The sequence below is a fragment of the Bacillus sp. THAF10 genome, from assembly GCF_009363695.1.
GTDB lineage: Bacteria > Bacillota > Bacilli > Bacillales > Bacillaceae_I > Sutcliffiella_A.
Genome location: NZ_CP045403.1, coordinates 3,990,232 through 4,011,892, shown reverse-complemented (window position 1 = coordinate 4,011,892; position 21,661 = coordinate 3,990,232). Strand labels below are relative to the sequence as shown.

Below are 21,661 nucleotides of genomic sequence, written 5' to 3'. Positions count from 1 at the left end.
ATTTATGCATTACGCCTAAAAAGTTTACCTTATGCAAAATATTTTACCAAATGAAAATAAATATGTAAATTACGAAAATACGAGTAGATGAAAAGCTCTTCTCTAAACAAAACAAAAAGTGTTACGCCACTCATCGGCGTAACACACTTTTTCTTAAACATTAACTGTATTCCCCTCCAACAACCCTCGCATATCCTCTGCGGAAATCGGTCGGCTGAAGTAGTATCCTTGTGCCTCATTACATTGCTTTTGCTGCAGGAATTGAAGCTGCTCGACAGTTTCAACGCCTTCAGCGATTACTTTTAAATTTAGGTTGTGGGCCATGGTGATGATGGTTTCTACTAGAGATGCGTCTTTTGGATCCGCATAGATGTTTCTCGTGAAGCTTTGGTCAATTTTTAGAGTGTGGATTGGGAATGTCTTCAGATAATTTAGCGAGGAATATCCCGTCCCGAAGTCATCTATGGAAAGATGGATGCCCATATCCTTTAATTGTTGCATTTTTACTACTGCATGTTTGGAATCCTGGATAATGCTTTCTGTTAGTTCTAGTTCAAGATAGTGGGCTGCTAAGCCAGTTTCTTGCAGGATGTTTTTTACACGGTCCAGTAAGTCGCTTTGTTGGAACTGGCGAGAAGAGATATTCACTGCCATCCTAAGTGGGTTATAGCCTTGGTCTTGCCATCGTTTGTTTTGTAGACATGCTTCCTTTAAGATCCACTCACCAATTTGCAGGATGAGGCCGGTTTCTTCTGCGATTGGAATGAACTCAGCAGGGGAGATGCTGCCCCATTCTGGGTGATTCCAGCGAAGGAGTGCTTCTGCACCAATGATTTCATTGGTGGTAACGTCTATTTGTGGCTGATAGGCAACCGTAAATTCATCCCGTTCCAAGGCTTTGCGTAAGCCAATTTCTAATGTCATTCTTCTAGAAACCGCTTCGTTCATGGCAGGCGTGTAAAATTGAAAATTGTTTTTGCCTAGCTCCTTTACTTGGTACATGGCCGTGTCGGCATTTTTTATTAGGGTGTCGATGTCTTTTCCATCTGTAGGGTACATGGCGATCCCAATAGATGGGGTGATGTATAGTTCTTGATCCTCCACGATTAAGGAAGAGTTAAGGGCATCAACAATTGCTTTGGCTCGCTTCGTTGCTTCAACTGCCGTCGTATGTGGAAGCAATACAATAAATTCGTCCCCACCTTGTCTGGATAACGTATCGTGTTTCCCTAAGAAAGACTGAATGCGATTGGCCACTTCAATTAACAGCTGGTCTCCAACGGCATGTCCAAGCGTATCATTAATATATTTAAAACGATCTAAGTCGATGAACATGATGCTTAACGAATCATGATTCTGGTCAGCTTGGTCCATTGCTAACGATAAACGGTCGTTCAATAACAAACGGTTAGGCAGACCTGTCAGAGAATCGAGGTACACCATTTGGTTCATTTTTTTCTCATTTCTTTTTCTTTCGGTAATATCTCTGATTATACTGCTAAAGTAAATGGCTTCTTCTTCCTTCCAAGAGGCCAAAGATAACTCAATGGGGATTTCACTACCATCTTTTTTCACGGCTTCTAGCTCTACGGTATTCCCGATTACCTTTTGCTCTCCAGTCGCGATATAGCGTTCCATTCCTTTTCGGTGTGCTTTCTGGTATCTTTTCGGAATAATCGTTTGTAGCTTTTGGCCAACGACTTCCTCTTTTTTAAAACCAAAAATTTTCTCTGCTCCGGTGTTCCATGAAATGATGGTACCTGTATTGTCGGATAAAATAATGGCATCATTAGCAGATTCAAGTACCGATAAGAATCTGCGCTCCGAAATAATCGATTGATTTTCAAAACGGCGATCAATCAACACACTCACAAACACAAACCCTAGTAAAATAAGAACGACGAGTCCTATCCCATAGGCTAAATAGGTACTGTTAAACCCCTCATACAAACCCGTAAGGTGAGAATGTCCTTCGTAGCTAGCTGCAGCCATTCCCGTATAGTGCATACCCGAAATGGCAGCACCCATAATGAGCGAGCTAATAAATTTTCTCCACCATATTTTCTTGGATTGATAGTGTTGACTAACAAAAGAGATAAGATAAATTGCCACTACCGATGCCACAAAGGCGATAAGGATCGAGAGTGCAAAGAGAAAGGTATCATAAACAATGTCAGCATCCATCATCATCGCTTCCATGCCGATATAATGCATAGAAACAATGCCCGTTGCAATAAAGAAAGCCCCAAGAAAAACATGGATGGTATTCATGTCTTTTCTACTGATGATATATAAAGCGATGCCCGAAGATAGAATCGCCGGCAGGATAGAAAGGACAACAACACGATAATCATATTGAACAGGTATGTTAAGGTGAAAGGCGAGCATTGCAACAAAATGCATGGCCCAAATCCCCATCCCCATGGCTAATGCACCCGCACTCCCCCATGCCAATTGCACATAGGACGTCGCTTTCCGGACCTGAGTACCCAAATCTAGCGCCGCGTACGAGGCCATGATCGCAATTAAAATCGAGAGTAGCACAAGTGGTAAATGGTATGAGCTTGATATAGCTTCCATGAAAATAATTGCTCCTTTTTGAGACGGAGGGACAGGTCCCTTGTCCCACTTTTTCGTAGTCCATCCAAATAGTTAAATAGTTTAATGGTATTATTTTATCATTTTTTGGAAGATGTGGATTATTTTTTAAGAAAAAATCCAAATGTTTAAGCCAAATGTGAAGGTAATTTGTCTAATAGATGTAAGAGAAACAAGAAGGGAGGAATTGCTATCATTGCTTTAGTAAAAAAAGCCCAAAAAGGGAACGATAAAGCATTTTTGAAGCTGTTTCAGGAGTATGAAGAAGATATCTATCGAATGGCGTATGTCTTTGTGAAAAATCAAAACGATGCGTTGGATGTTGTGCAAGAAGTAGCCTATCAATCATTTAAAAAGCTCCATACATTGAAAAAACCAGAATTCTTCAAAACATGGTTAATGAAGATTACCATGAATGTTGCAACGAATATCGTAAGGAGAAATAAAAAGATCGTTCATTTAAACCCAGGTTATGAGGAGTTTATGGGTACTGAGAATGAGGACATGACGCTATCGATTTCATTAAAAGAGTTGATAGAAGCGTTGGATGAGGACGAAAAAAGTATCGTATTACTGCGATACTATCACAATCATACATTTAAAGAGATTTCGGAACTTTTGGAAATTCCACTTGGGACGGCAAAATCAATTCTCTACCGTGCGTTAAATAAACTTCGAAAGCAATTTAAGGAGGGGGATATTTGTGAACAGTAATATTAATCAAGAGTTGAAAAAGATACAAATCCCAAAAGAGCTACATGAACGATCGAAATTAGGAGTAAAAAAAGCGAAAGCTGAACAACAAAAAAGGACTGTCAGAAAACCTCTAGTAGCGGCAGCTATGATGGTAGGTTTTACTGTTACATCCGTTGCATTTGCATTTCCTTCCATTGCATCACAAATCCCCTTTATGGATAATGTTATCCATTATTTTAATGAGGAAGAAAGAGATTACACGAGCTTTGATACCTTCTCCACTGATATTGGCCTTGCACAAACGAGCAATGGTACGACTGTGATGATAGACAATGCTGTCTATGATGGAACGAATATTACCATTTCCTATGCCTTAGAAACAGAACAAGAGATAAAAAATGAAATGGAGTTCCGTACCACCAACTGGTTTGATGTTGCGAGTGCAATTGGGATGGGAGGTACTGAAAAAATCACAAAAATAAGTGACAATCGCTTTGTAGGGTTGGCCACGATTACTCCTTATTTCGAAACGGAGGACTATCCAGAAACAGTCGAGATAGCATGGGAGCCAGGAGTTTTTAAAAGTTTATCGAATGATATGGAATTAGAAGGAGATTGGTCTTTTGCTTTTTCCCTCGATCGTTTAAATGGGGAAATGGAGTTGATCAATGAAACAGTTCAACACGAAAATACCCAATTTACACTTAAATCTGTTGAGTTCACAGACGTATCCACCGTTATTAACTACGAACAAGAGGTAGCGGATGAACTCCTACAAGAGTGGGAAAGTGTGACACCTGTATTTCATATAACCGATGACCTCGGAAATGTATATATGAATGGAACTGGTGGTGGCGGTAAGACAACAGATGATTACAAATCATTTAAAGGAACCAGCGATTTCGGTCCCATGAAAGAAGGCGCCACAAAACTCATCATTCAGACAACCCAGATTGCGAGTCTTAATAGTGGTAAGGGCCATACAAAAATAGAGATGGAACCGATTGTTATTGACTTAAACGAGTCACAGTGACACTTGAAAATTACTCAAGAAAAGAGGCTGGGACAAGAGTGTTTTAGCCTAAGTAAAAACCGAACTGATTGGAGTATTTGATCAAACCAGTTCGGTTTTTTAAGTATTAAAATATACTTTTACTTCTTAGATGACACCAGCGGTTGATTGGAGTGCAAGACGTAGACTCCTGCTTAAAGAAGTGGCCAAAGTGAGACCCCGCAGGCGAAGCCGAGGAGGCTCACGGGTCACCCGCGGAAAGCGAAGTCTTGCACGGAAAGCAATAGCGGTATTTAATGCCGGCATTAATATTGGTCGTCTTTTTGTTGCGTTTTTAAGTTTTGTCCCAGCTTTCATATTTTTCTCCTGACAGTCATACGACACTTATTTTGAAGTGTCGTCTCCCTTATAAAATTACCCCGATAGTACGCTAGATTTATAAGGCAATTCCTCTAAAAATTATCTAAATTTTCTTACTCTATAAATCTATTATTTATTTTTGTAAAGAAATATCTTTTTCTAAAAACCCAATGTTATAATGTAATTCTATTGGAATTATATAGAAATTAAAAGGACTGATAAAAATGAAATTGGTTATCCGTAAAATGAACGAAGAAGATATTCAGCAGGTACAGCAGGTAGCGAAGATCAGCTGGAATCACACGTATGAGGGAATAATTCCACGCGAGGTTCAGGATAATTTTTTGCAGTCTGCTTATAACGATGCTATGATGCATCGGCGCTTAGAGCAGTCGATTGTTTTTGTAGCAGAAATGGAAGGGAAAATAGTCGGTTTTGCTAACTTCTCTGGAGTAAAAGACGAGGGGAAAGTAGAGCTTGCAGCTATTTATCTATATCCTGAGTTTCAAGGGAATGGAATTGGAACAAAGCTGCTTGAAAAAGGGATAATTTACTTAGATGGTGTCAAAGAAATGTATATCAATGTCGAAAAAGACAATGCAATTGGAAAAGCCTTTTATGAGGCAAAAGGATTTCAGGTTGTCTCAGAATTTGATGATGATTTTGATGGACATATCCTAAAGACTATAAGAATGAAACTACTTGTATAAATTTCAACTTGTCAGCACAAAACAGGGCAATGAATGGTTCGAGTGAAGTGTGAAAGGCATTAAAGGAGGATTTTGTTTTTGTTAGATTTGTTTAATGATTTGTTTTTCAATCTTTGTGTTATGTTTTCCTTGATTTTTATCTACTTGCAATTACGATGGAAGGCTCAATTAGATAAAAGAAATTATCTTGTTTCCGTTATTATTGATGGGATGGCAGGAGGAATTTTAGGTTTTATCTTGATGTATTATTCGATACAGATAACGCAAGAAACCATCGTCGACTTACGTTTCATACCAGTAATGCTGATTATTATGTTTTTAGGCATCCCGCAAGCTCTTATCAGCGCGGTTTTAATTATCCTCGGAAGATTTATATTTGGATTCACTAATTCTGCCATTGCAGCATTGTTGCTAATGGCAATTTTGATCATTGGTTTTGTAGTCATCAACAAATTATGTGATAAAAATAACCTAGGTCGACTATCCTACAAGAAAAGTTTGGTTATGATTGTTTTCTCCAATATTGTATTTAGCGTCTTTATCTCCTTTCTGGTTGATGATTACGGTGTTTTAACTATTTTAATTCCATCGTATTGGGTGATTTCCATTATTGGTGGGCTTACTTCTATCTTCTTCGTTGAATATATAAGAAAAACACAGTATCTCTTAATGAAGTATGAAAAAGAATCAACCATTGATTTTCTGACTGGCTTAAATAATGTCCGTCAGTTCGATGCGATTTGGAATACCCTAACTAGCAATGCTGTAGATAAAGGGGAGCGATTATCGCTATTAATCATTGATATTGATCATTTTAAAAACGTGAACGACACCTATGGACACCCTGTCGGTGATACGATACTAACAGAATTGGGAAAGGTTCTAAAAAATACGACTCGCTCATTTGATGTTGTTTCTAGAAATGGGGGAGAGGAGTTTTCCGTCATTTTACCTGATAGCCCGCACGCTCATGCAATGGAAATCGCAGAGCGTATCAGAAAAGCAGTAGAAGCTCACAAATTTATAGTTTCACCTATAAAATCCATCCACATCACGGTTTCCATAGGTGTTGCAACCTATCCAGAAACCGAGAGTGATGCTAAACAAATTGTCTATGTTGCTGACGAGTGTTTGTACAAAGCAAAGCGCACAGGCAGAAATAAAGTTTGCGACAATTCTTATGAAGATTTTAATAGAAAATATAAGTAGGAAGAGGGGGGAGGATTCATCAAATACCGATGAATTCTCTTTTTTTTACAGGTTAATTTGCAATGAAGCAGGTCATAAGACTCAAATGGAGAAAAAGTTAGAGAGTAAATTTTTATGAAAGGAGGGTGATCTATGACGAAGCTGCTCGAGGCCATTCCATTATTTTACTACGATGTAGTTGCCATTGGAATTTATGTTGCCATTTTATTCATGATAAAGAAACGTAATGTACAGAACAAAACGAAGGTGTTGTATTTATTATCCGGGATCAGTTTTGTTGCTCTTTTAATTAATAACTATTGCTTTTATCTGGACGGGTGGCACTGGCTCACGCTATTGCCTTTTCATTTGTGCTACATCGGGGTAATCATTATTCCTCTTGCTCTCCTGATTAAGAATACTACTTTGATGGATTTTGCATTCTATTTATGTGTACCTGGCGCCTTTGCAGCACTTATCCTGCCGAGTAAAGATTATATTGCAGAGCCATTTTCTCTTTTAACGCTATCATTCTTTGTTTTTCATTTTTTAAATGTTGCGATTCCACTGCTTGCAAGCAGGTGGGGGCTGTATGATCCTTCGCCATCCTTCAAAAAAGCAATACGTGTCAGTCTAACTGGACTCGTTATTGCCGGCATGATGCACCTATTGAACCTGTTCTTGATGAGTGTTACTAATCTCGAAATCAATTACTTTTATACCTTTATCAAATATGCTGCACCGACAAATCCAGCATTTGAACTATTAGGTAGCTTCATCCCATACAATTACTTTTATCTCTGGCCAGGGCTATTGGTCTTGTATGGTTATATGGGATTTGTATTTGTGATGAGAAGTGTGAGTAGCTATTGGAAACAGACTGCTAACATTACTGGTTAAGAAAAGGTGTTACACGTGAAACAAAAGGGTAGGTAGTGGGACGAGGGAGCTGTACTTTCCTGTTCCTCCGTCCTTTAGCATTTTTCCAGATGGCAGAAAATATACTAATGGTAGGGCAGGAAAATACAAGCGAGATGGTGAGACTATGAAACTTTTTTTGGTAGTAAGCCAACTATTTTATCTGGTGAGTTTGGTTTTCTGGCTTCCAATATGGGGATTGTCTTTTATGGCTTTTGATAATGGAATTGCTTTTTGGAATAGTCTCTTTGTGTTAACCATCAGTGCCTATCCACTTGCAGTAATCATTTGTTCTATCTTTGCATGGGTCCTTCATAACAAAAAGAAACGAGCTGCCGTCGTAATAAACCTTATTCCTATGGTGTGGGTCATTGGTGTGGGGATGTTGGTGTTACTATAGGTGATTAAGGGACAGGGAAACCTGTCTTCTTTTTATTCCCTCATTTCAGACCATAAGAGCAAGAATAAGGATGAAAAGAGCGTTCAATACTTGTTAAAATAAAGAAAATAGGGCAGGAAGGGAGAGTAAAGGGATATGGAAACCGATATCAAACTTTCATTTGAAGAGATGTGGGAGAAAATTATTGCGTGTGATCGTAAGTATGATGGGGTATTTTTTACAGCAGTCAAAACGACCAAGATATATTGCCGCCCCTCCTGTCGCTCAAGAAAACCGAAGAAAATAAATGTGGAATTTTACAGTTGTATCTTGGAAGTGGAGAATGCTGGTTTCCGCGCATGTAAGAGATGTCAGCCAGAAATTGAACATTCCCCACATATTGAAGTTGTGAGAAATGTTATAAGCTTTCTAATCAATCATTATAAGCAACATTTGATGTTAAAAGATATTGCAGATCAAGTTGGCCTAAGTCCTTTCTATTTAGAACGCTTGTTTAAACAGGAAACGTCGGAGACTCCTCGCTCGTACTTAGAAAAAATTCGTGTGGATAAGGCAGCGCACCTTTTAAAAAATACAACATTAACGAACCTGGAAATTTGCTATGAGGCGGGATTTCGGAGCCCCTCTAATTTTTACAAAGTGTTTCGAAGCCTAAAGTCTTGTTCACCTAGTGAATATCGAAAGGAACATCTCCATGAATTGGCGTGATAAAGAAGCTACAATCGAACTGTATCCTCCAAAGGAATTCAATTTCGATGAGTGTTTAATTTTTTTGAACAGATCGAACCTGGAAATTCTACATCAAGTGAAAGAGGGATCTATCTATAAACTTATTAAAGTGAAAGAAGCGTTACTATTATGTAAGCTTGATTACGTTAATCATGCCATTATAGTGGAGTTCCCCGCACAATCACCCTCCAGTTACTATCGTAAAAAAGTGGCAGAATATTTTTGGGAATGGTTTGACTTGGAGCAAAATTTAGAGGGGTTTTATGAGATGGCACGGCAAGATAAGGTATTAAAAACCCTAGTTCATCGCTATCATGGATTGCGCATTTTATGTATCCCTGATCTTTTTGAAGCACTAGTATGGGCCATTATGGGTCAGCAAATCAATTTAACTTTTGCCTACACCTTAAAAAAACGCTTTGTCGAACAGTTTGGGGAGAGCATGACTTGCGAGGGAGAAACCTACTGGCTATTTCCATCATTTGAAAAAATTGCATTACTAGACGTAGCGGAATTAAGAGAGCTTCAATTTACTAGTCGGAAAGCCGAATACATCATCGGGATTGCCAAAATGATGGCAAATGGCGACCTTTCAAAAGGCTTACTATTTCAAAAAAATGAATGTCATGAAATAAAAAAATCATTAATGACGATAAGAGGAGTCGGAGCCTGGACAGCAGATTACGTGATGATGAAATGCCTGCATCTCCCTTCGTCCTTCCCAGTAGCTGATGTTGGCCTTCATAATGCCTTAAAGCAGCTGCTGAGTTTAGAAAATAAACCATCTATTTCAGAAGTACAAGCCTATGCAGCCAATTGGGAGGGCTGGGAGGCGTATGCAACCTTTTATCTTTGGAGGTCCTTATATGACTAGCATCCATAAATTAGATTATGAATCACCAATTGGGGTAATCGAAATAATGGCTACCAATGAAGCCATCCTCTCCATTTTCTTTTCTGAAAAGGAGAAAAAGAAGAACCTTTTACAAGCACAAACTCCTTCTGTATTAACAGAATGCTATACCCAGCTTGATGAATACTTCAAGGGAGAGCGCCAAAATTTCTCCTTCTCTTATCAATTAAAGGGCACGGACTTTCAACAAACAGTTTGGAAAGCATTAATAGAAATCCCCTATGCGGAAACGGTAACCTATCAACATATTGCCGATTCCATTGGAAATGAAAAGGCTATTAGAGCTGTAGGGAATGCAAACGGAAAAAATCAATTAAGCATCGTCTTTCCTTGTCATAGAGTAATAGGCTCAAATGGAACATTAACCGGTTATGCAGGAGGTCTTTGGAGAAAAGAATGGCTACTTCAACATGAGAAGAAATGGTGTCAAGAAAGGGAAGATGCCCGTGGATAAACATCGTTGTCCCATATGCAACAACCATAATCAGTGCAAAGTAGATGAGGATGTTAAAACCTGTTGGTGTATGTCTCTAAAAATGGATCCGAAAGTTCTGCAACAAGTGCCAAAAGAGTTTATAGGGGTACAATGCATTTGTGAAAAATGTTTTAAAACACGAGAATTTCCCCCATCCTGAACAACCCCCGACCTGTTTGTTCTTTACCATAGAAACAAGTAATCATATAGTGTTATTTCTCCTATATATACTAGCTATGGGAAGATGTGAGGGGAGGGGATTTAACTGATATAAAGAAATTCTTTATTCACTTTTCATCTTAAATTAAGTCTATTAAGGGATTAATTTATTTCTGAAACTAAACATGAAGTAAACCTTTTTTAATACCATTAACGACCGCACCAACTCTTGAATCAGCATTTAATTTTCGAATAATGGAAGAGATATGATGTTCAACAGTACGTTTACTGACCATTAATTCTTCGCTGATCTCATAATTTGATTTATCGAAAATTCAAAGGAAAACGGATGAAAAAAGTACAACCAAAATTTTTGATCATATTTTTAGCCTTTCTGTGAGGCAAGTTCAAACACGCAGCGTAGGGGATTTGACAGTACGAATAATGGGACTAGAAAGAATTAGAAATTTCGTAGTAAATGACCTAATTAACTTAATAGTTTCTTTAATTGTTATTGTACCAGTTTTAGTTAACATCTATTTACAAAATCCAACATATGCTTTAATTCTAATGTCGTTAATAACAATGACAATTGTGATAAATATTTTATATAGTAAACATTTATATAAAATTTCTTTAGTGGAGAATTTTCATCTTGCAGACCACCGTGGGAATATCAATGAATCACTAAAGGAGCATTATTTTATTAAAGTTACTGGAATATATGATAAAATAAGGAAAAAATGGAATGATTCTTATAAGAACTATTTAAGAGTAGTAAACAAACGCATGGTTAAGCAATATACCTTTGAGTCATTAAATAGTTCCTTGTCTACCATTTCTATGATTCTATTTTTAATTATTGGTTTTTATGACTTTACTCGGAACCAAGTAAGTTTATCAAATGTTTTCTTTTTTATTACGATGGCAAGTATTGCTTTTGGACCAGTCACAAAAATTGTTAGTTCTATTATAAATTGGAATGCAATTGGCCCAATAATGTTAAGAGTTCAAGATGTTTTTGAAGAAACGGCTGATAATGAAGAGGTATCGCAAAATATAAAGTTAGAAAAGAATAATATTTCTTTTGAAGCTATAAGCTATGAAATCGAAAATACTAAAATTTTGGATAATATTAATCTTGAAATTAATGCAAACGAAAGTATCGCAATTTTCGGGAAAAGTGGTAGCGGTAAGTCAACTTTAGCAAATATATTAATGAAAGTTCACAAGCCTACTTCAGGAAAAGTAATGATAGGCGGGGATAATATTGAGAACATAAATAGTAATGGTTTAAGAAAGAATATCGGTTTAATGACTCAGGATGGGGTATTATTTAGCAGTACATTATTAGAGAATCTATCAATTTTTGATGTGATGTATAACCCACTAGAAATTCAATCATATATTAATAAACTGAACCTTGGGGATTACCTGCAGTTCAAGAGTATAAATGATATAACGATTGCAGAAAGCGGGAGAAATTTTTCTGGTGGTCAAAGACAACGTCTAGCAATGCTGAGGTTATTTTTGAAAAAATATCCTATTTTAGTATTAGATGAACCAACTAATCATTTGGACAAGAAAACAGGAGATATCATTATTGATAATATTTTTTCGGTTACAGCAACAAAAATCATTATCACTCATGATGAAAGAGTATTAAAAAAAGCTGATAAAGTGTTTGAATTAATTAATGGTCAATTAGTATTAAGAAGGGATGTTGAAAATGGAAAAGTGGAATCTCATTTTTAAGAAGATAGGTGCATTTATTATTGATGTGCTTTTATTTAACATAAGTTTTTTTATTTTTGCAAAAATTGTTGAATCTTTCAATAATCAAAGTTTATATCTTAGAGTACCAATAAATCCGATTAATCCTTTATCTATTGATGAATTAAATGAAATTCAATCATTTTCTTCAATTATCATTTTAAAGTTATTGATTTTTGTGGTATTAGGAGTTATTTTTTGGGCGGTAATTCCCATTATATTTAAGAGTAAGAGTACTATAGGAATGGAATTTTTTCGCTTAGAATATCAAAGTTATAGAAAGAACAAAAAAATTTCATTTATACAAGTTTTAATGCGTTATTTTTCTTCATTTGTCTCGTATGGCGCATTAGGCATAGGATTTCTTTTAGGAATATTTAATAATCGAGGTTTGACATTGCATGATCTAATAACTAAAACTATCATTTTGCCTAAGGAGCGGTAATGTTGCAACCAATTATTCAAATTAAACATCTTACTAAATCATTTTTGACTCAAACTGTAGTAGAGGATTTATCACTAAATATCCCACAAGGGTCTTTATATGGCTTTCTAGGCCCTAATGGAGCGGGTAAAACTACAACTATGAGAATGTTAATAGGTCTTATTTCTCCAGATGAAGGGGAAGTTATAATTAAAGATAAGAATATTAATAGTTGGAAAGAGTCTCTTTTTAGTCAAGTGGGCTGCTTTATAGATTCTCCAAATTATTATCCTAATTTAAGTGCATTTGAGAATCTAGCATATATTCAAAAGGTAATTAATAAACCCTTATCAGAGGTTGATCGAGTATTAAAAATAACAGGAATATACGATGCAAGGGATAAAAAGGTGAGAAATTATTCGCTGGGTATGAAGCAAAGGTTAGGTCTTGCCTTTGCTCTATTAAATGACCCGGAAATTTTAATATTAGATGAACCCACAAATGGTTTGGATCCAGAAGGAATTCATGAAATTAGACATTTATTGATTGAATTGTCTAAAAACAGAGGGAAAACTGTATTTGTCTCTAGTCATAACTTGGCAGAAATAGAGATGATGGCAGATTATATTTCATTGATTAACAAAGGGAAGCTAGTTTATGAAGGTAAATTAAATAAAGTTCTAGCCTCAGGTGAATATATATTAAAGGTTGATCAATTGGAATTAACCAAAACAATATTAGAAAACGAAGAAATACCATTTAATATAAACAATTTTGGTCAATTTATATTAAACATATCTGAGCAATTGGTAGCCAGAATTGTACGGTTGCTAGTTGAGAATAATGTCAATATATATGAAATTACCTCAAGAAAACAAACTTTAGAAGAAATGTTTCTTACTCTTACTAGTAAAAAGGAGTCTCTGCATGTTACATAATGTAAGAAACCAAATTGAAGGAGAAGTATTGAAAATAGGGAGAAACAGGATAATAGTAATCGGGGTATCAGCAGTCATTCTTAATTGTATGGTTAGTATTATTTATTTTTCATATAACCAAACTGCGTTAGATATAGAAGATTCGTTAAGGATACACAAATATTTATCAATATCTCATTTTTTTACTACCTTTATCCTAATCTTATTTTCAGCAGTCTTATGGAACCTACTAGTCTCATTAGAAAATAAAAGAGGTACATGGAGTATAATACTAACCCAACCAATCAGAAAAAGTAACCTAATTCTTTCAAAACATCTCCTATTCTTACTAATTTATACTCTATTTATTTTTTTTACCTTTAGCTTTTCACTTGTTTACACCAATTTTCTTGAAATCAAATTAGATTTTGAAATATTGTCTAAGTCGTACGTTGTATATTATTTTATTGGGTTAACAATTCCTTATAGTCAACTTATCTTTCATATATTTCTAAAGAATGGTATACAAGCTATGTCGTTATCAGTGGTCTGGATATTTCTATTAATGACAAAAAGTGTTTTGCCTAAAACAGTTAGTAGCGCGATACCAATTTATTATTTAGACCAGGTTTTAGGAAGCATTGCACCTGACCAGAATACAATAATAAAATATATAATCCTTACTACATTATTAATGTGCATTATGTTTTTTGTATCAATAAGAAAAAATTACTATGATTACTATTAATTTATGGAGGAAAAAATGGTTGTACTAGGAGAGTTCAAAAAAATGCATCGGACCGGTGTTTATCTAATCATTATTTTTTTAAGTATTCTCCCTATTTCATTTCAAGGAATCTTAGGAATATTAGCAGATGTCCAGAAAAGTAATCTATTTATTACGACTACTGGCTTGTTTTTTCGATTATTTATTATTATCGCAATTGGGCTAATCATCTCCTATTCATTTAGTAATGAATATAGAAAAAATGGTTACTTAAACTCTATTTATAACGGAATATCAATTACACATATGTTTAAGACAAAATTACTGTTCACCTATTTAATTATTACTATTTATATAGTCATTTCGATAGCAATAGCGTGCATTTTTATTTATTTAGCTGGTGGGGGGGTTCAAGAATCAATAACAACTCAACTAAAACCTATCTTATTTATCATTATTAGCGTATTCATACTGGTCAACATTCATTTTGTAATTTGTTTGGTAATTAAACAGTCTCCAACTATTTCTTTGTTGGTAGCGCTTCTTGGTGGTGTTTCCAGTATATTTTTTTCTTCAACCCCCTATTGGATTTTAAATCCATGGTCATATCCATATAGAGTTCTGTACTTCTCCTCCGTTAAATCAAGTTATTTAGTAATTATTATTTTTATCTTCCTTGGAACATTAATCGCAACAATAATATCAATATTATTTTTTGGGAAGACAAAACATATTGAGTATAACAGATAACATAAACTGAAAAATGGGTACGAAACAAGCAGCATAGAAATCGTAACAGGAATAAATATCGAATATAAACAGATAAAAAACGATTACCGTTCCTTCGTTAATGTAGAAAAGAGACGCGTATTCTATTGCTGAAAAAGCTTTTTGGCACGAACTCGGTGTGTTTTGGCATCAACTCCACTCATTTCGGCACGAGCTTTTTATCATAACTAAAAGTAATGGTGACCTCTAAATCAGGTCACTATTTTTTTGCCTTAAAACACCGCTTTAACTGGCTTTTTAAACGTTGCAACCAAAGTTATCTTTACTTTCCGAAGCCTATCTCATCATAATATATGATAGAAGGAGACGGATGAGGATTTGGGGGAGATAGTGTATGAAAGTCGAGAGATTACTTGCAATTATAATAAAATTGTTAAACAAAAATAGAGTAACAGCGAAAGAGCTTGCAGAGGAATTTGAAGTCTCTGTCCGAACCATTCAACGAGACATGGACTCCATTAACATGGCAGGAATCCCCATCGTCTCCTATAAAGGGTCCAATGGCGGCTATGGGATTTTAGAAGACTATAAAATCAGTACAGGTCTATTTAATGATATCGAGCACGAGTTGCTGCTTACTGCCTTACATGGAGTATATAAAAGCTACGATGACAAACAGTTAAAGCAAATTATTGAAAAGCTTTCTTCTATAAAAACAAATGCAAATCCAATAAATCAAGCTCCTATTTTTTTAGACTTCGGTGGGTGGGGACCGACGGAAAAACGAATAGAAAAAGTGCAGATAATCAAACAAGCGATTGAGTCAAAAAAAGTAGTTTCTTTTGAATACATTGATATCAATGGGAACGCCACCGAACGTAAAATCGAGCCAATAACCTTGATTTTAAAAATAAACAAATGGTATGTGTATTCCTTTTGTACATTAAGAGAGGAGTATCGACTATTCAAGTTAGGCCGTATGAGAAACGTAACACTCACCAATTTAGCAATAGAACATCGTGGACAAGTTAAGGAATATAACTTTTATCAGCATGAACGTGAAATGGTGACTTTGAGCATTAGGGTTACACAGCAAGCCTTAAATGAACTTGAGGATTTTTTAGATTTTGAAGGACTGGACTTCCGTGATGATGGGTGGATTTATGTGACGGAAACGTTTCCTGAGGACGAATGGATTTATCGAATGATCCTAAGCTTAGGAGATCAGGTGGAAGTCCTTGGACCACAACATATTAGGGACATCATGAAGGATCGGGCCAAAAAAATTTTTGATAGATATACGACATAAAGGTGTCTGATTACATGTGCTAGTGTAGTGAATAGAAACACAAAGAAAGGAAGGAGTAGCATGACCATTTTGCACTTAGTAGCTTCACAGCAAGGCCGTAACGATGAAGAGCCTAATATCGAACTTGCCCATAGGCTAGCAGAGGAAGAAAATCACGAGGGAATTGAAGAAGTTGTCCATCATCTATCGAACAAGGACAAAAAGATACAACACGACTGTATCAAAGTATTATACGAAATTGGTCAAGTGAAGCCAGAGCTTATCAGCCAATATGAGCTTATATTCATAGAACTGCTAAATAGCCGTAATAACCGTTTGGTGTGGGGCGCTATGACGGCAATAACTACCATTGCAGAGGTAGCCTCGGAGACGATTATGGCTCATTATGAAACCATCATTCGTGCTATGAAAAACGGCTCTGTTATTACGAATGATAAGGGTGTGCTGACACTTGCAAAGCTCGCAGCTGTCGATAATAAAAATTGTAGAAGGATCTTTCCTTACCTGCTAGAGCACTTAGAGAATTGTAGACCTAAGGAAATTCCCCAGCATGCTGAGAGCACCCTGATTGCCGTAACAGCGGATAACAAAGCAGCGTTTTTGGATGTGCTACAAAAAAGAGAAAAATATCTTACTGCGCCGCAACTAAAAAGAGTCAAAAAAATATACAAAGCATTAGAAGTGTAAATAAAGACAAGAGGTGAAACGATGAAAGAATATAAAAAGTGCCAAAGCTGTGCCATGCCTTTAAAGAAAAGCGATGATCGCGGTACAGAAGATAACCAAGCAAAAAGCGCCATGTACTGTAAGCACTGCTATCAAGAAGGAGAGTTCACCCAAAAGGATATGTCAGTAGAGGAAATGAAACAATTCGTAAAAACGAAATGCATAGATATGGGATTTCCAAAGTTTATGGCAGGATGGTATGTGAAAAACCTTCATAAATTGGAGAGATGGCAATAGACATTTTCCTATTGTGTAGTATACTTTATGAAGTTTAACCTAGTGAAAAGGTGGGGAGAAGGATGAGAAAAGTGCTCAAGCGGTTGCGCTTCGTATTTACGTTCTGGAGGTTCATTCCCTTTCTCGTGGACTATTTTAGGTCAAGGGAAGTATCAGGGACGAAAAAAATAACGGGGTTTGTGCTTCTGCTCGGGTACGTCGTTTTCCCTTTTGACCTGATCCCAGATTATGTATTGTTGTTTGGTGCAGTTGATGACATTGTCATAATCACCTTTGTGTTAGAGCGACTGGTCAAAATGGCACCAGCTTCTTTAAAAGAGAAATATAAGCTTTTGGATAAATAAGATGTAAACGTAAGGTGACCCTACTAAAAGGTCACCTTTTTTCATCCATTTTATAAATAGTAATTATTACGTTTTGTATATTGAAATTTTCATTAGTACACTATATACTTTGATGATAAAAGTTATCAATTATAGGAGTGCTACTCGGCTCCCTTTATAAATTTTTTTAACTATAAAATCGTAATTGTTACGATTTAACGAGGTGAACCAACGATGTTTGATTGGATTATTATTGGTGGGGGAGTGCAGGGAATGACTTCCGCTACCTACCTTCTCCAAAGCAACAAAACGACGACTTCAAAACTGCGTATCATTGATCCACATAAGAAACCGCTGGAAAACTGGAAACGATGGACAGACACTATTTCCATGCCATATTTAAGGTCACCTGCCGTTCATCATATGGATATAAATCCATCCGGTTTGAGAAATTTCTCGAAACAATTCTCTGAGGACTCTTTTTATGGGCGTTATCAACGGCCATCCCTAGCGCTATTTAATAAGCATTGTGATCATTTGTATCAGGATTTAAAACTACATGAATGCTGGATACAGGGCAGAGTAACAGAGGTAAAAAAGAAAAATCAACATTGGCAGATTATAGATGATGAAGGAAACACGATGGAAGCTAAAAATATTATCATCGCCATTGGTATCGGAGAGCAACCTTCCTGGCCTGAATGGGCACTCGAGTTAAGGAAAGAGGGAAAAAACATTCACCATATTTTTGAAGATTCCTTGGACATTCCTTCTTTAACGGGTCCAATTGCGGTAATTGGCGGGGGGATGACGGCAGCTCATCTTGCCAATAAGCTGGCAGCCCTGTTCCCAGGAGAGGTAACGATGGTAAAAAGACATCCTTTCAGAGTAAAGCTATTTGATAGTGATCCAGGATGGCTTGGCCCCAAAAACCAGATCTCCTTTCGGAAAAATACGGATTACTCAAGACGACGGAAGGAAATTGTAGATGCTAGACATCGTGGATCCATCACACAGGATCTTCATATAAAGCTAATTCACCTGAAGAAAAAAGGACACCTTGACTGGATGGACGAAGAAATTGATTCGTTCAATCTAGTAGAAGAAGGGACCTTGTTGGAAACGAAAACAGGAAAAGAACTATTTGCAAAGACCATCATTTTAGCCACTGGTTTTGTGCCCACTCTTCCAGGGAAAGAGTGGATTACCCCATTAATTAAAAGGGAAAAGCTAAAATGTGCGGAGTGCGGATACCCAATTGTTTCGTCCCATTTGGAATGGGCAGAAGGACTCTATGTGACAGGAGCGCTAGCTGAACTACAGATTGGCCCAATTGCCAGAAACATATCTGGAGCAAGACAGGCAGCAGAAAAAATTGTATCAGGAATAAAAATTGGATAAAAAAAAGGAAAAGACGATTGCGTTTTTTCCTTTTTTTTATTTATCATTCAAAAGAATATTTGAATAAACCTTTGACAATTTTAAAAAGGTGGCATACGATAGTCGTAGAACTAATAATCAAACGAACGTTTGAATGGGAGTGAAGATACATGTCAGAAAAATTGGCTCCAACTGCTGAAAAGGATACATGTGAGACCTTTTGTTTTGATGAACCTAAAGTAAACACCCTAAAAAATAGAGTAGAAGAAGTGAACGGTGTGGAGTTAATTTTCAAAGCACTTTCCGATCCCACCAGACTTAAGATAGCCTATGCGTTAACGCTAGAGAAGGAACTATGTGTGTGTGATGTTGCCAATATTATTGGATCCTCCACGGCCACTGCTTCCCATCATCTGCGGATGTTAAAAAACATGAACTTAGCGAAGTACCGTAAAGAAGGGAAGTTGGTCTTTTATTCCTTAGCAGATGACCATATTCATCAGCTTGTTTCGATAGCGTTAATACATTCCAAAGAAGAAATCGATCAAAAATAGACAGCCAGAAACTAGACGAAGGGTGAGAGCTATGTCAACAGATCAAACCAAAACGAATAGTTGTTGTTCAAATAATGGAAATAAACAAGAGGCTTCTCTTCCAATCGAAGTAACGCAGCACGCCTCTTCCTGCTGTACCGATTCAAAGGAGTCCAGTTGTTGTGGGGAAAAAGCAGCAAATTCTCCAATCGAACCTCTTTCCATTACATCAGGTTCGAATCAAGTGCATACCTTCCGAATAGAGGGAATGGACTGCGGCGCTTGTGCAGCAACCATTGAGAAACACCTTAGCACCAATGCAGCAATAAAAGACGTGCGTGTAAATTTTTCAACAGGAAAAATGCAGATTGTTCATGAAACATCGAATGAAGAGATTATGAAAGAAGTGAGCAGAGCGGGATTCACGGCAAGCCCTATCACAAAAGGTGGCGCTGCCCCAACTGAAAAGAGAAAAGAAATTCCGTTAACCGCCATCTCGGGGATATTTTTAGCGATTGGGTTTATCGGGTCCTATACAGGGCTTAGCAGTTTTCTAGTCACGCTTTTCTATGCGGCGGCCATCGTTGTAGGTGGATATAAACCAGTGAGAAGTGCCTACTTTGCAATAAAGAGTAAATCACTAGATATGAACGTCCTGATGTCAGCAGCGGCAATTGGCGCAGCGCTGATTGGCGAATGGTTTGAAGGGGCAACTGTGGTATGGCTGTTTGCTTTAGGCAATACGCTTCAAAACAAGTCCATTGAACGAACAAGAGACTCCATCCGCAGTTTAATGGATTTGGCTCCATCAGAAGCGTTAGTCAAAAAAGACAATAATCTGGTACGTATGCCAGTCGAAGAGGTATCCGTTGGCGACACCATTGTGGTGAAACCTGGAGAAAAAATTCCGTTGGATGGGGCAATTGTTTCCGGTGTTTCCACGGTCAATCAGGCTCCGATAACAGGTGAATCCATTCCGGTCGATAAAGCGGTTGGTGACACGGTTTATGCGGGAACAGTTAACGAAAATGGGTCGTTAGAGGTTCGAATAACCAAGCTTGTGGAGGATACCGCCATTGCGAAAATTATTCACCTTGTAGAAGAAGCACAAGAGAAAAAGGCGCCGACCCAAGCCTTTGTCGACCGTTTTGCAAGCATTTATACCCCTATTGTTTTTGGTATCGCATTAGTCATCATGATTGGGCCACCACTACTTGGCTTTGGAACGTGGGCAGAATGGGCCTATAAAGGGTTAGCTTTACTTGTTGTAGCATGTCCATGTGCACTCGTGATCTCTACCCCAGTCGCCATCGTCTCTGCGATTGGCAATGCTGCTAAAAATGGGGTGCTGATTAAAGGAGGTACCTTCCTAGAGAAAGCAGGAGCTATTACTGCAATCGCCTTTGACAAAACAGGTACCTTAACGGAAGGGAAACCAAAAGTATCGCAGGTTATTACGCTAAAAAATACAGAAAAAGAACTGCTTAGCATCGCACGTACCATTGAAGAGCACTCCAATCACCCGATTGCAAAAGCAATTACTGCTTATGCTGTAGAAAAAGAAATTCAAGCACTAATTGGTGATACTTTCCGAACCATCGTCGGAAAAGGTGCTCAGGCGACCATAAATGAGCAAGTGTATTATGTTGGGAATCCTAAATTGTTTGAAGAATTACAAGTATCCTTGTCCGGGATTGCTAGCCAAATCAAACAGCTTCAGCAGGAAGGAAACACACTGATTCTCGTTGGAACACAATCAGAGGTCCTCGGAATTATCGCCGTTTCTGATGCCATTCGTGCCATCACCGTACAGGCGATTGAAACCTTAAAGCAAGTGGGAATCGATGAAATGGTCATGCTGACTGGTGATAACGAAGGAACCGCCAAGAAAATAGCCTCCCAAACAGGGGTCGATCGTTATTTTGCAGAATTAATGCCTGAGGAAAAAGTAGAAGCCGTGAAAAAGCTTCAAAAAGAAGGCAAACAAGTCGCGATGGTAGGGGATGGAATCAATGATGCTCCTGCCCTGGCTACTGCAGATTTAGGTATCGCCATGGGTGGAGCCGGCACAGATACCGCCATGGAAACCGCCGACATCGTGTTAATGGCCGATAATCTTGAAAAGCTCCCTCATACGATTTCGCTGAGTAGAAGAGCCTTAACCATCATCAAGCAAAACGTGTGGTTTTCCCTACTTACCAAGCTTGCCGCCCTCATCCTGATTTTCACAGGAGATCTCACCTTATGGATGGCCGTGTTAAGTGATACAGGGGCCGCGTTGGTGGTTATTGTAAATAGTATGAGGTTGTTGCGGGACTAAGGGGACACGGGGGACACGGGGACAGGTCGAGACCGCTGAAAAACTCAACCTAAAAAATGTAAAATGATAAATAAAAAAAAGAAAACCTTCCTAAATTTGATATAA

At 37.4% G+C, this 21,661-nt stretch carries 24 protein-coding genes and 1 pseudogene; 22 read left to right on the top strand and 3 right to left on the bottom strand.

Annotated elements, in window-relative coordinates:
* Positions 1-29: 29 nt before the first annotated feature.
* Positions 30-161: a hypothetical protein gene (locus tag FIU87_RS21625; RefSeq protein WP_301538645.1), complete on the bottom strand. Its 132-nt coding sequence runs from the start codon at positions 159-161 to the stop codon at positions 30-32.
* Positions 154-2,580, bottom strand: a complete 2,427-nt coding sequence (locus FIU87_RS20435; RefSeq protein ID WP_253905480.1) for a bifunctional diguanylate cyclase/phosphodiesterase — start codon at positions 2,578-2,580, stop codon at positions 154-156. Before FIU87_RS20435 ends, FIU87_RS21625 begins: the two co-directional genes overlap by 8 nt.
* Positions 2,581-2,748: 168 nt before the next feature.
* On the opposite strand from FIU87_RS20435, the gene FIU87_RS20430 reads away from it, so the two are divergent.
* The 10 genes from FIU87_RS20430 to FIU87_RS21690 all read left to right on the top strand — a co-directional run bounded on the left by FIU87_RS20430 (position 2,749) and on the right by FIU87_RS21690 (position 10,159).
* On the top strand, positions 2,749-3,312 hold the full coding sequence (locus FIU87_RS20430; RefSeq protein ID WP_253905479.1) for a sigma-70 family RNA polymerase sigma factor: 564 nt from the start codon (positions 2,749-2,751) through the stop codon (positions 3,310-3,312).
* The gene (locus tag FIU87_RS20425) at positions 3,302-4,327 is read left to right on the top strand and encodes a DUF4179 domain-containing protein (RefSeq protein ID WP_152446290.1); all 1,026 of its coding nucleotides are present in this window, start codon (positions 3,302-3,304) and stop codon (positions 4,325-4,327) included. The genes FIU87_RS20430 and FIU87_RS20425 overlap by 11 nt, the downstream gene beginning before the upstream one ends.
* Before the next feature lie 563 nt (positions 4,328-4,890).
* On the top strand, positions 4,891-5,376 hold the full coding sequence (locus FIU87_RS20415) for a GNAT family N-acetyltransferase (protein ID WP_152446288.1): 486 nt from the start codon (positions 4,891-4,893) through the stop codon (positions 5,374-5,376).
* Between the two features lie 78 nt (positions 5,377-5,454).
* Positions 5,455-6,585 carry a GGDEF domain-containing protein gene (locus tag FIU87_RS20410; protein ID WP_253905478.1) on the top strand — a complete coding sequence of 377 codons (1,131 nt, stop codon included), beginning with the start codon at positions 5,455-5,457 and terminating at the stop codon, positions 6,583-6,585.
* 132 nt (positions 6,586-6,717) lie between these two features.
* A complete protein-coding gene (locus tag FIU87_RS20405) occupies positions 6,718-7,464 on the top strand; it encodes a TMEM164 family acyltransferase (RefSeq protein ID WP_152446286.1) in 747 nt (248 codons plus the stop codon).
* Between the two features lie 226 nt (positions 7,465-7,690).
* Positions 7,691-7,882 (top strand): hypothetical protein, encoded by a 192-nt coding sequence (locus FIU87_RS20400; protein ID WP_253905477.1) that lies wholly within the window; start codon positions 7,691-7,693, stop codon positions 7,880-7,882.
* Positions 7,883-8,017: 135 nt separating this feature from the next.
* Entirely contained in the window at positions 8,018-8,590 is a 573-nt protein-coding gene (locus tag FIU87_RS20395; RefSeq protein WP_152446284.1) for a bifunctional transcriptional activator/DNA repair enzyme AdaA, read from the top strand.
* Positions 8,577-9,485, top strand: coding sequence for a DNA-3-methyladenine glycosylase family protein (locus FIU87_RS20390; protein WP_152446283.1), 909 nt, complete (start codon positions 8,577-8,579; stop codon positions 9,483-9,485). The genes FIU87_RS20395 and FIU87_RS20390 overlap by 14 nt, the downstream gene beginning before the upstream one ends.
* Complete coding sequence (locus FIU87_RS20385) at positions 9,478-9,978, top strand: methylated-DNA--[protein]-cysteine S-methyltransferase (protein WP_152446282.1); 501 nt, start codon at positions 9,478-9,480, stop codon at positions 9,976-9,978. Before FIU87_RS20390 ends, FIU87_RS20385 begins: the two co-directional genes overlap by 8 nt.
* Positions 9,896-10,159, top strand: coding sequence for a cysteine-rich CWC family protein (locus FIU87_RS21690; RefSeq protein ID WP_152446281.1), 264 nt, complete (start codon positions 9,896-9,898; stop codon positions 10,157-10,159). Before FIU87_RS20385 ends, FIU87_RS21690 begins: the two co-directional genes overlap by 83 nt.
* A gap of 178 nt (positions 10,160-10,337) precedes the next feature.
* Here FIU87_RS21690 and FIU87_RS20375 read toward each other — a convergent pair.
* Positions 10,338-10,487, bottom strand: a pseudogene (locus tag FIU87_RS20375) (LuxR C-terminal-related transcriptional regulator); the annotation flags it as partial.
* Positions 10,488-10,491: 4 nt separating this feature from the next.
* Here FIU87_RS20375 and FIU87_RS20370 point away from each other — a divergent pair.
* The 12 genes from FIU87_RS20370 to FIU87_RS20315 all read left to right on the top strand — a co-directional run bounded on the left by FIU87_RS20370 (position 10,492) and on the right by FIU87_RS20315 (position 21,556).
* Positions 10,492-11,913, top strand: coding sequence for an ATP-binding cassette domain-containing protein (locus FIU87_RS20370; RefSeq protein WP_301538677.1), 1,422 nt, complete (start codon positions 10,492-10,494; stop codon positions 11,911-11,913).
* The gene (locus FIU87_RS20365) at positions 11,888-12,376 is read left to right on the top strand and encodes an RDD family protein (RefSeq protein WP_172971135.1); all 489 of its coding nucleotides are present in this window, start codon (positions 11,888-11,890) and stop codon (positions 12,374-12,376) included. The genes FIU87_RS20370 and FIU87_RS20365 overlap by 26 nt, the downstream gene beginning before the upstream one ends.
* Positions 12,377-12,378: 2 nt before the next feature.
* Positions 12,379-13,293 (top strand): ABC transporter ATP-binding protein, encoded by a 915-nt coding sequence (locus FIU87_RS20360; RefSeq protein WP_152446682.1) that lies wholly within the window; start codon positions 12,379-12,381, stop codon positions 13,291-13,293.
* Positions 13,283-14,020, top strand: coding sequence for an ABC transporter permease (locus FIU87_RS21685; protein ID WP_152446277.1), 738 nt, complete (start codon positions 13,283-13,285; stop codon positions 14,018-14,020). The genes FIU87_RS20360 and FIU87_RS21685 overlap by 11 nt, the downstream gene beginning before the upstream one ends.
* A gap of 15 nt (positions 14,021-14,035) precedes the next feature.
* Positions 14,036-14,749, top strand: a complete 714-nt coding sequence (locus FIU87_RS20350; protein WP_172971134.1) for an ABC transporter permease — start codon at positions 14,036-14,038, stop codon at positions 14,747-14,749.
* 373 nt (positions 14,750-15,122) lie between these two features.
* Positions 15,123-16,037 carry a helix-turn-helix transcriptional regulator gene (locus FIU87_RS20345; protein WP_152446275.1) on the top strand — a complete coding sequence of 305 codons (915 nt, stop codon included), beginning with the start codon at positions 15,123-15,125 and terminating at the stop codon, positions 16,035-16,037.
* Positions 16,038-16,097: 60 nt separating this feature from the next.
* Entirely contained in the window at positions 16,098-16,724 is a 627-nt protein-coding gene (locus FIU87_RS20340; protein ID WP_152446274.1) for a hypothetical protein, read from the top strand.
* Between the two features lie 21 nt (positions 16,725-16,745).
* A complete protein-coding gene (locus FIU87_RS20335; protein WP_152446273.1) occupies positions 16,746-17,000 on the top strand; it encodes a zinc ribbon domain-containing protein in 255 nt (84 codons plus the stop codon).
* A 62-nt stretch (positions 17,001-17,062) separates the two neighbouring features.
* Positions 17,063-17,344 (top strand): YkvA family protein, encoded by a 282-nt coding sequence (locus FIU87_RS20330; protein WP_152446272.1) that lies wholly within the window; start codon positions 17,063-17,065, stop codon positions 17,342-17,344.
* 213 nt (positions 17,345-17,557) lie between these two features.
* Positions 17,558-18,724, top strand: coding sequence for an FAD/NAD(P)-binding protein (locus FIU87_RS20325; RefSeq protein ID WP_152446271.1), 1,167 nt, complete (start codon positions 17,558-17,560; stop codon positions 18,722-18,724).
* Between the two features lie 149 nt (positions 18,725-18,873).
* Positions 18,874-19,257: an ArsR/SmtB family transcription factor gene (locus FIU87_RS20320; RefSeq protein ID WP_152446270.1), complete on the top strand. Its 384-nt coding sequence runs from the start codon at positions 18,874-18,876 to the stop codon at positions 19,255-19,257.
* Positions 19,258-19,288: 31 nt separating this feature from the next.
* Positions 19,289-21,556 carry a heavy metal translocating P-type ATPase gene (locus FIU87_RS20315; protein ID WP_152446269.1) on the top strand — a complete coding sequence of 756 codons (2,268 nt, stop codon included), beginning with the start codon at positions 19,289-19,291 and terminating at the stop codon, positions 21,554-21,556.
* Positions 21,557-21,661 lie beyond the last annotated feature (105 nt).

What these genes read in the sequence shown, in the direction of transcription:
- FIU87_RS21625 (WP_301538645.1), bottom strand. Translation starts at nt 161, where the DNA reads ATGTTTAAGAAAAAGTGTGTTACGCCGATGAGTGGCGTAACACTTTTT.
- FIU87_RS20435 (WP_253905480.1), bottom strand. Translation starts at nt 2,580, where the DNA reads ATGGAAGCTATATCAAGCTCATACCATTTACCACTTGTGCTACTCTCG.
- FIU87_RS20415 (WP_152446288.1), top strand. Translation starts at nt 4,891, where the DNA reads ATGAAATTGGTTATCCGTAAAATGAACGAAGAAGATATTCAGCAGGTA.
- FIU87_RS20405 (WP_152446286.1), top strand. Translation starts at nt 6,718, where the DNA reads ATGACGAAGCTGCTCGAGGCCATTCCATTATTTTACTACGATGTAGTT.
- FIU87_RS20400 (WP_253905477.1), top strand. Translation starts at nt 7,691, where the DNA reads ATGGCTTTTGATAATGGAATTGCTTTTTGGAATAGTCTCTTTGTGTTA.
- FIU87_RS20395 (WP_152446284.1), top strand. Translation starts at nt 8,018, where the DNA reads ATGGAAACCGATATCAAACTTTCATTTGAAGAGATGTGGGAGAAAATT.
- FIU87_RS20390 (WP_152446283.1), top strand. Translation starts at nt 8,577, where the DNA reads ATGAATTGGCGTGATAAAGAAGCTACAATCGAACTGTATCCTCCAAAG.
- FIU87_RS20385 (WP_152446282.1), top strand. Translation starts at nt 9,478, where the DNA reads ATGACTAGCATCCATAAATTAGATTATGAATCACCAATTGGGGTAATC.
- FIU87_RS21690 (WP_152446281.1), top strand. Translation starts at nt 9,896, where the DNA reads ATGCAGGAGGTCTTTGGAGAAAAGAATGGCTACTTCAACATGAGAAGA.
- FIU87_RS20365 (WP_172971135.1), top strand. Translation starts at nt 11,888, where the DNA reads ATGGAAAAGTGGAATCTCATTTTTAAGAAGATAGGTGCATTTATTATT.
- FIU87_RS21685 (WP_152446277.1), top strand. Translation starts at nt 13,283, where the DNA reads ATGTTACATAATGTAAGAAACCAAATTGAAGGAGAAGTATTGAAAATA.
- FIU87_RS20350 (WP_172971134.1), top strand. Translation starts at nt 14,036, where the DNA reads ATGGTTGTACTAGGAGAGTTCAAAAAAATGCATCGGACCGGTGTTTAT.
- FIU87_RS20345 (WP_152446275.1), top strand. Translation starts at nt 15,123, where the DNA reads ATGAAAGTCGAGAGATTACTTGCAATTATAATAAAATTGTTAAACAAA.
- FIU87_RS20340 (WP_152446274.1), top strand. Translation starts at nt 16,098, where the DNA reads ATGACCATTTTGCACTTAGTAGCTTCACAGCAAGGCCGTAACGATGAA.
- FIU87_RS20335 (WP_152446273.1), top strand. Translation starts at nt 16,746, where the DNA reads ATGAAAGAATATAAAAAGTGCCAAAGCTGTGCCATGCCTTTAAAGAAA.
- FIU87_RS20330 (WP_152446272.1), top strand. Translation starts at nt 17,063, where the DNA reads ATGAGAAAAGTGCTCAAGCGGTTGCGCTTCGTATTTACGTTCTGGAGG.
- FIU87_RS20325 (WP_152446271.1), top strand. Translation starts at nt 17,558, where the DNA reads ATGTTTGATTGGATTATTATTGGTGGGGGAGTGCAGGGAATGACTTCC.
- FIU87_RS20320 (WP_152446270.1), top strand. Translation starts at nt 18,874, where the DNA reads ATGTCAGAAAAATTGGCTCCAACTGCTGAAAAGGATACATGTGAGACC.
- FIU87_RS20315 (WP_152446269.1), top strand. Translation starts at nt 19,289, where the DNA reads ATGTCAACAGATCAAACCAAAACGAATAGTTGTTGTTCAAATAATGGA.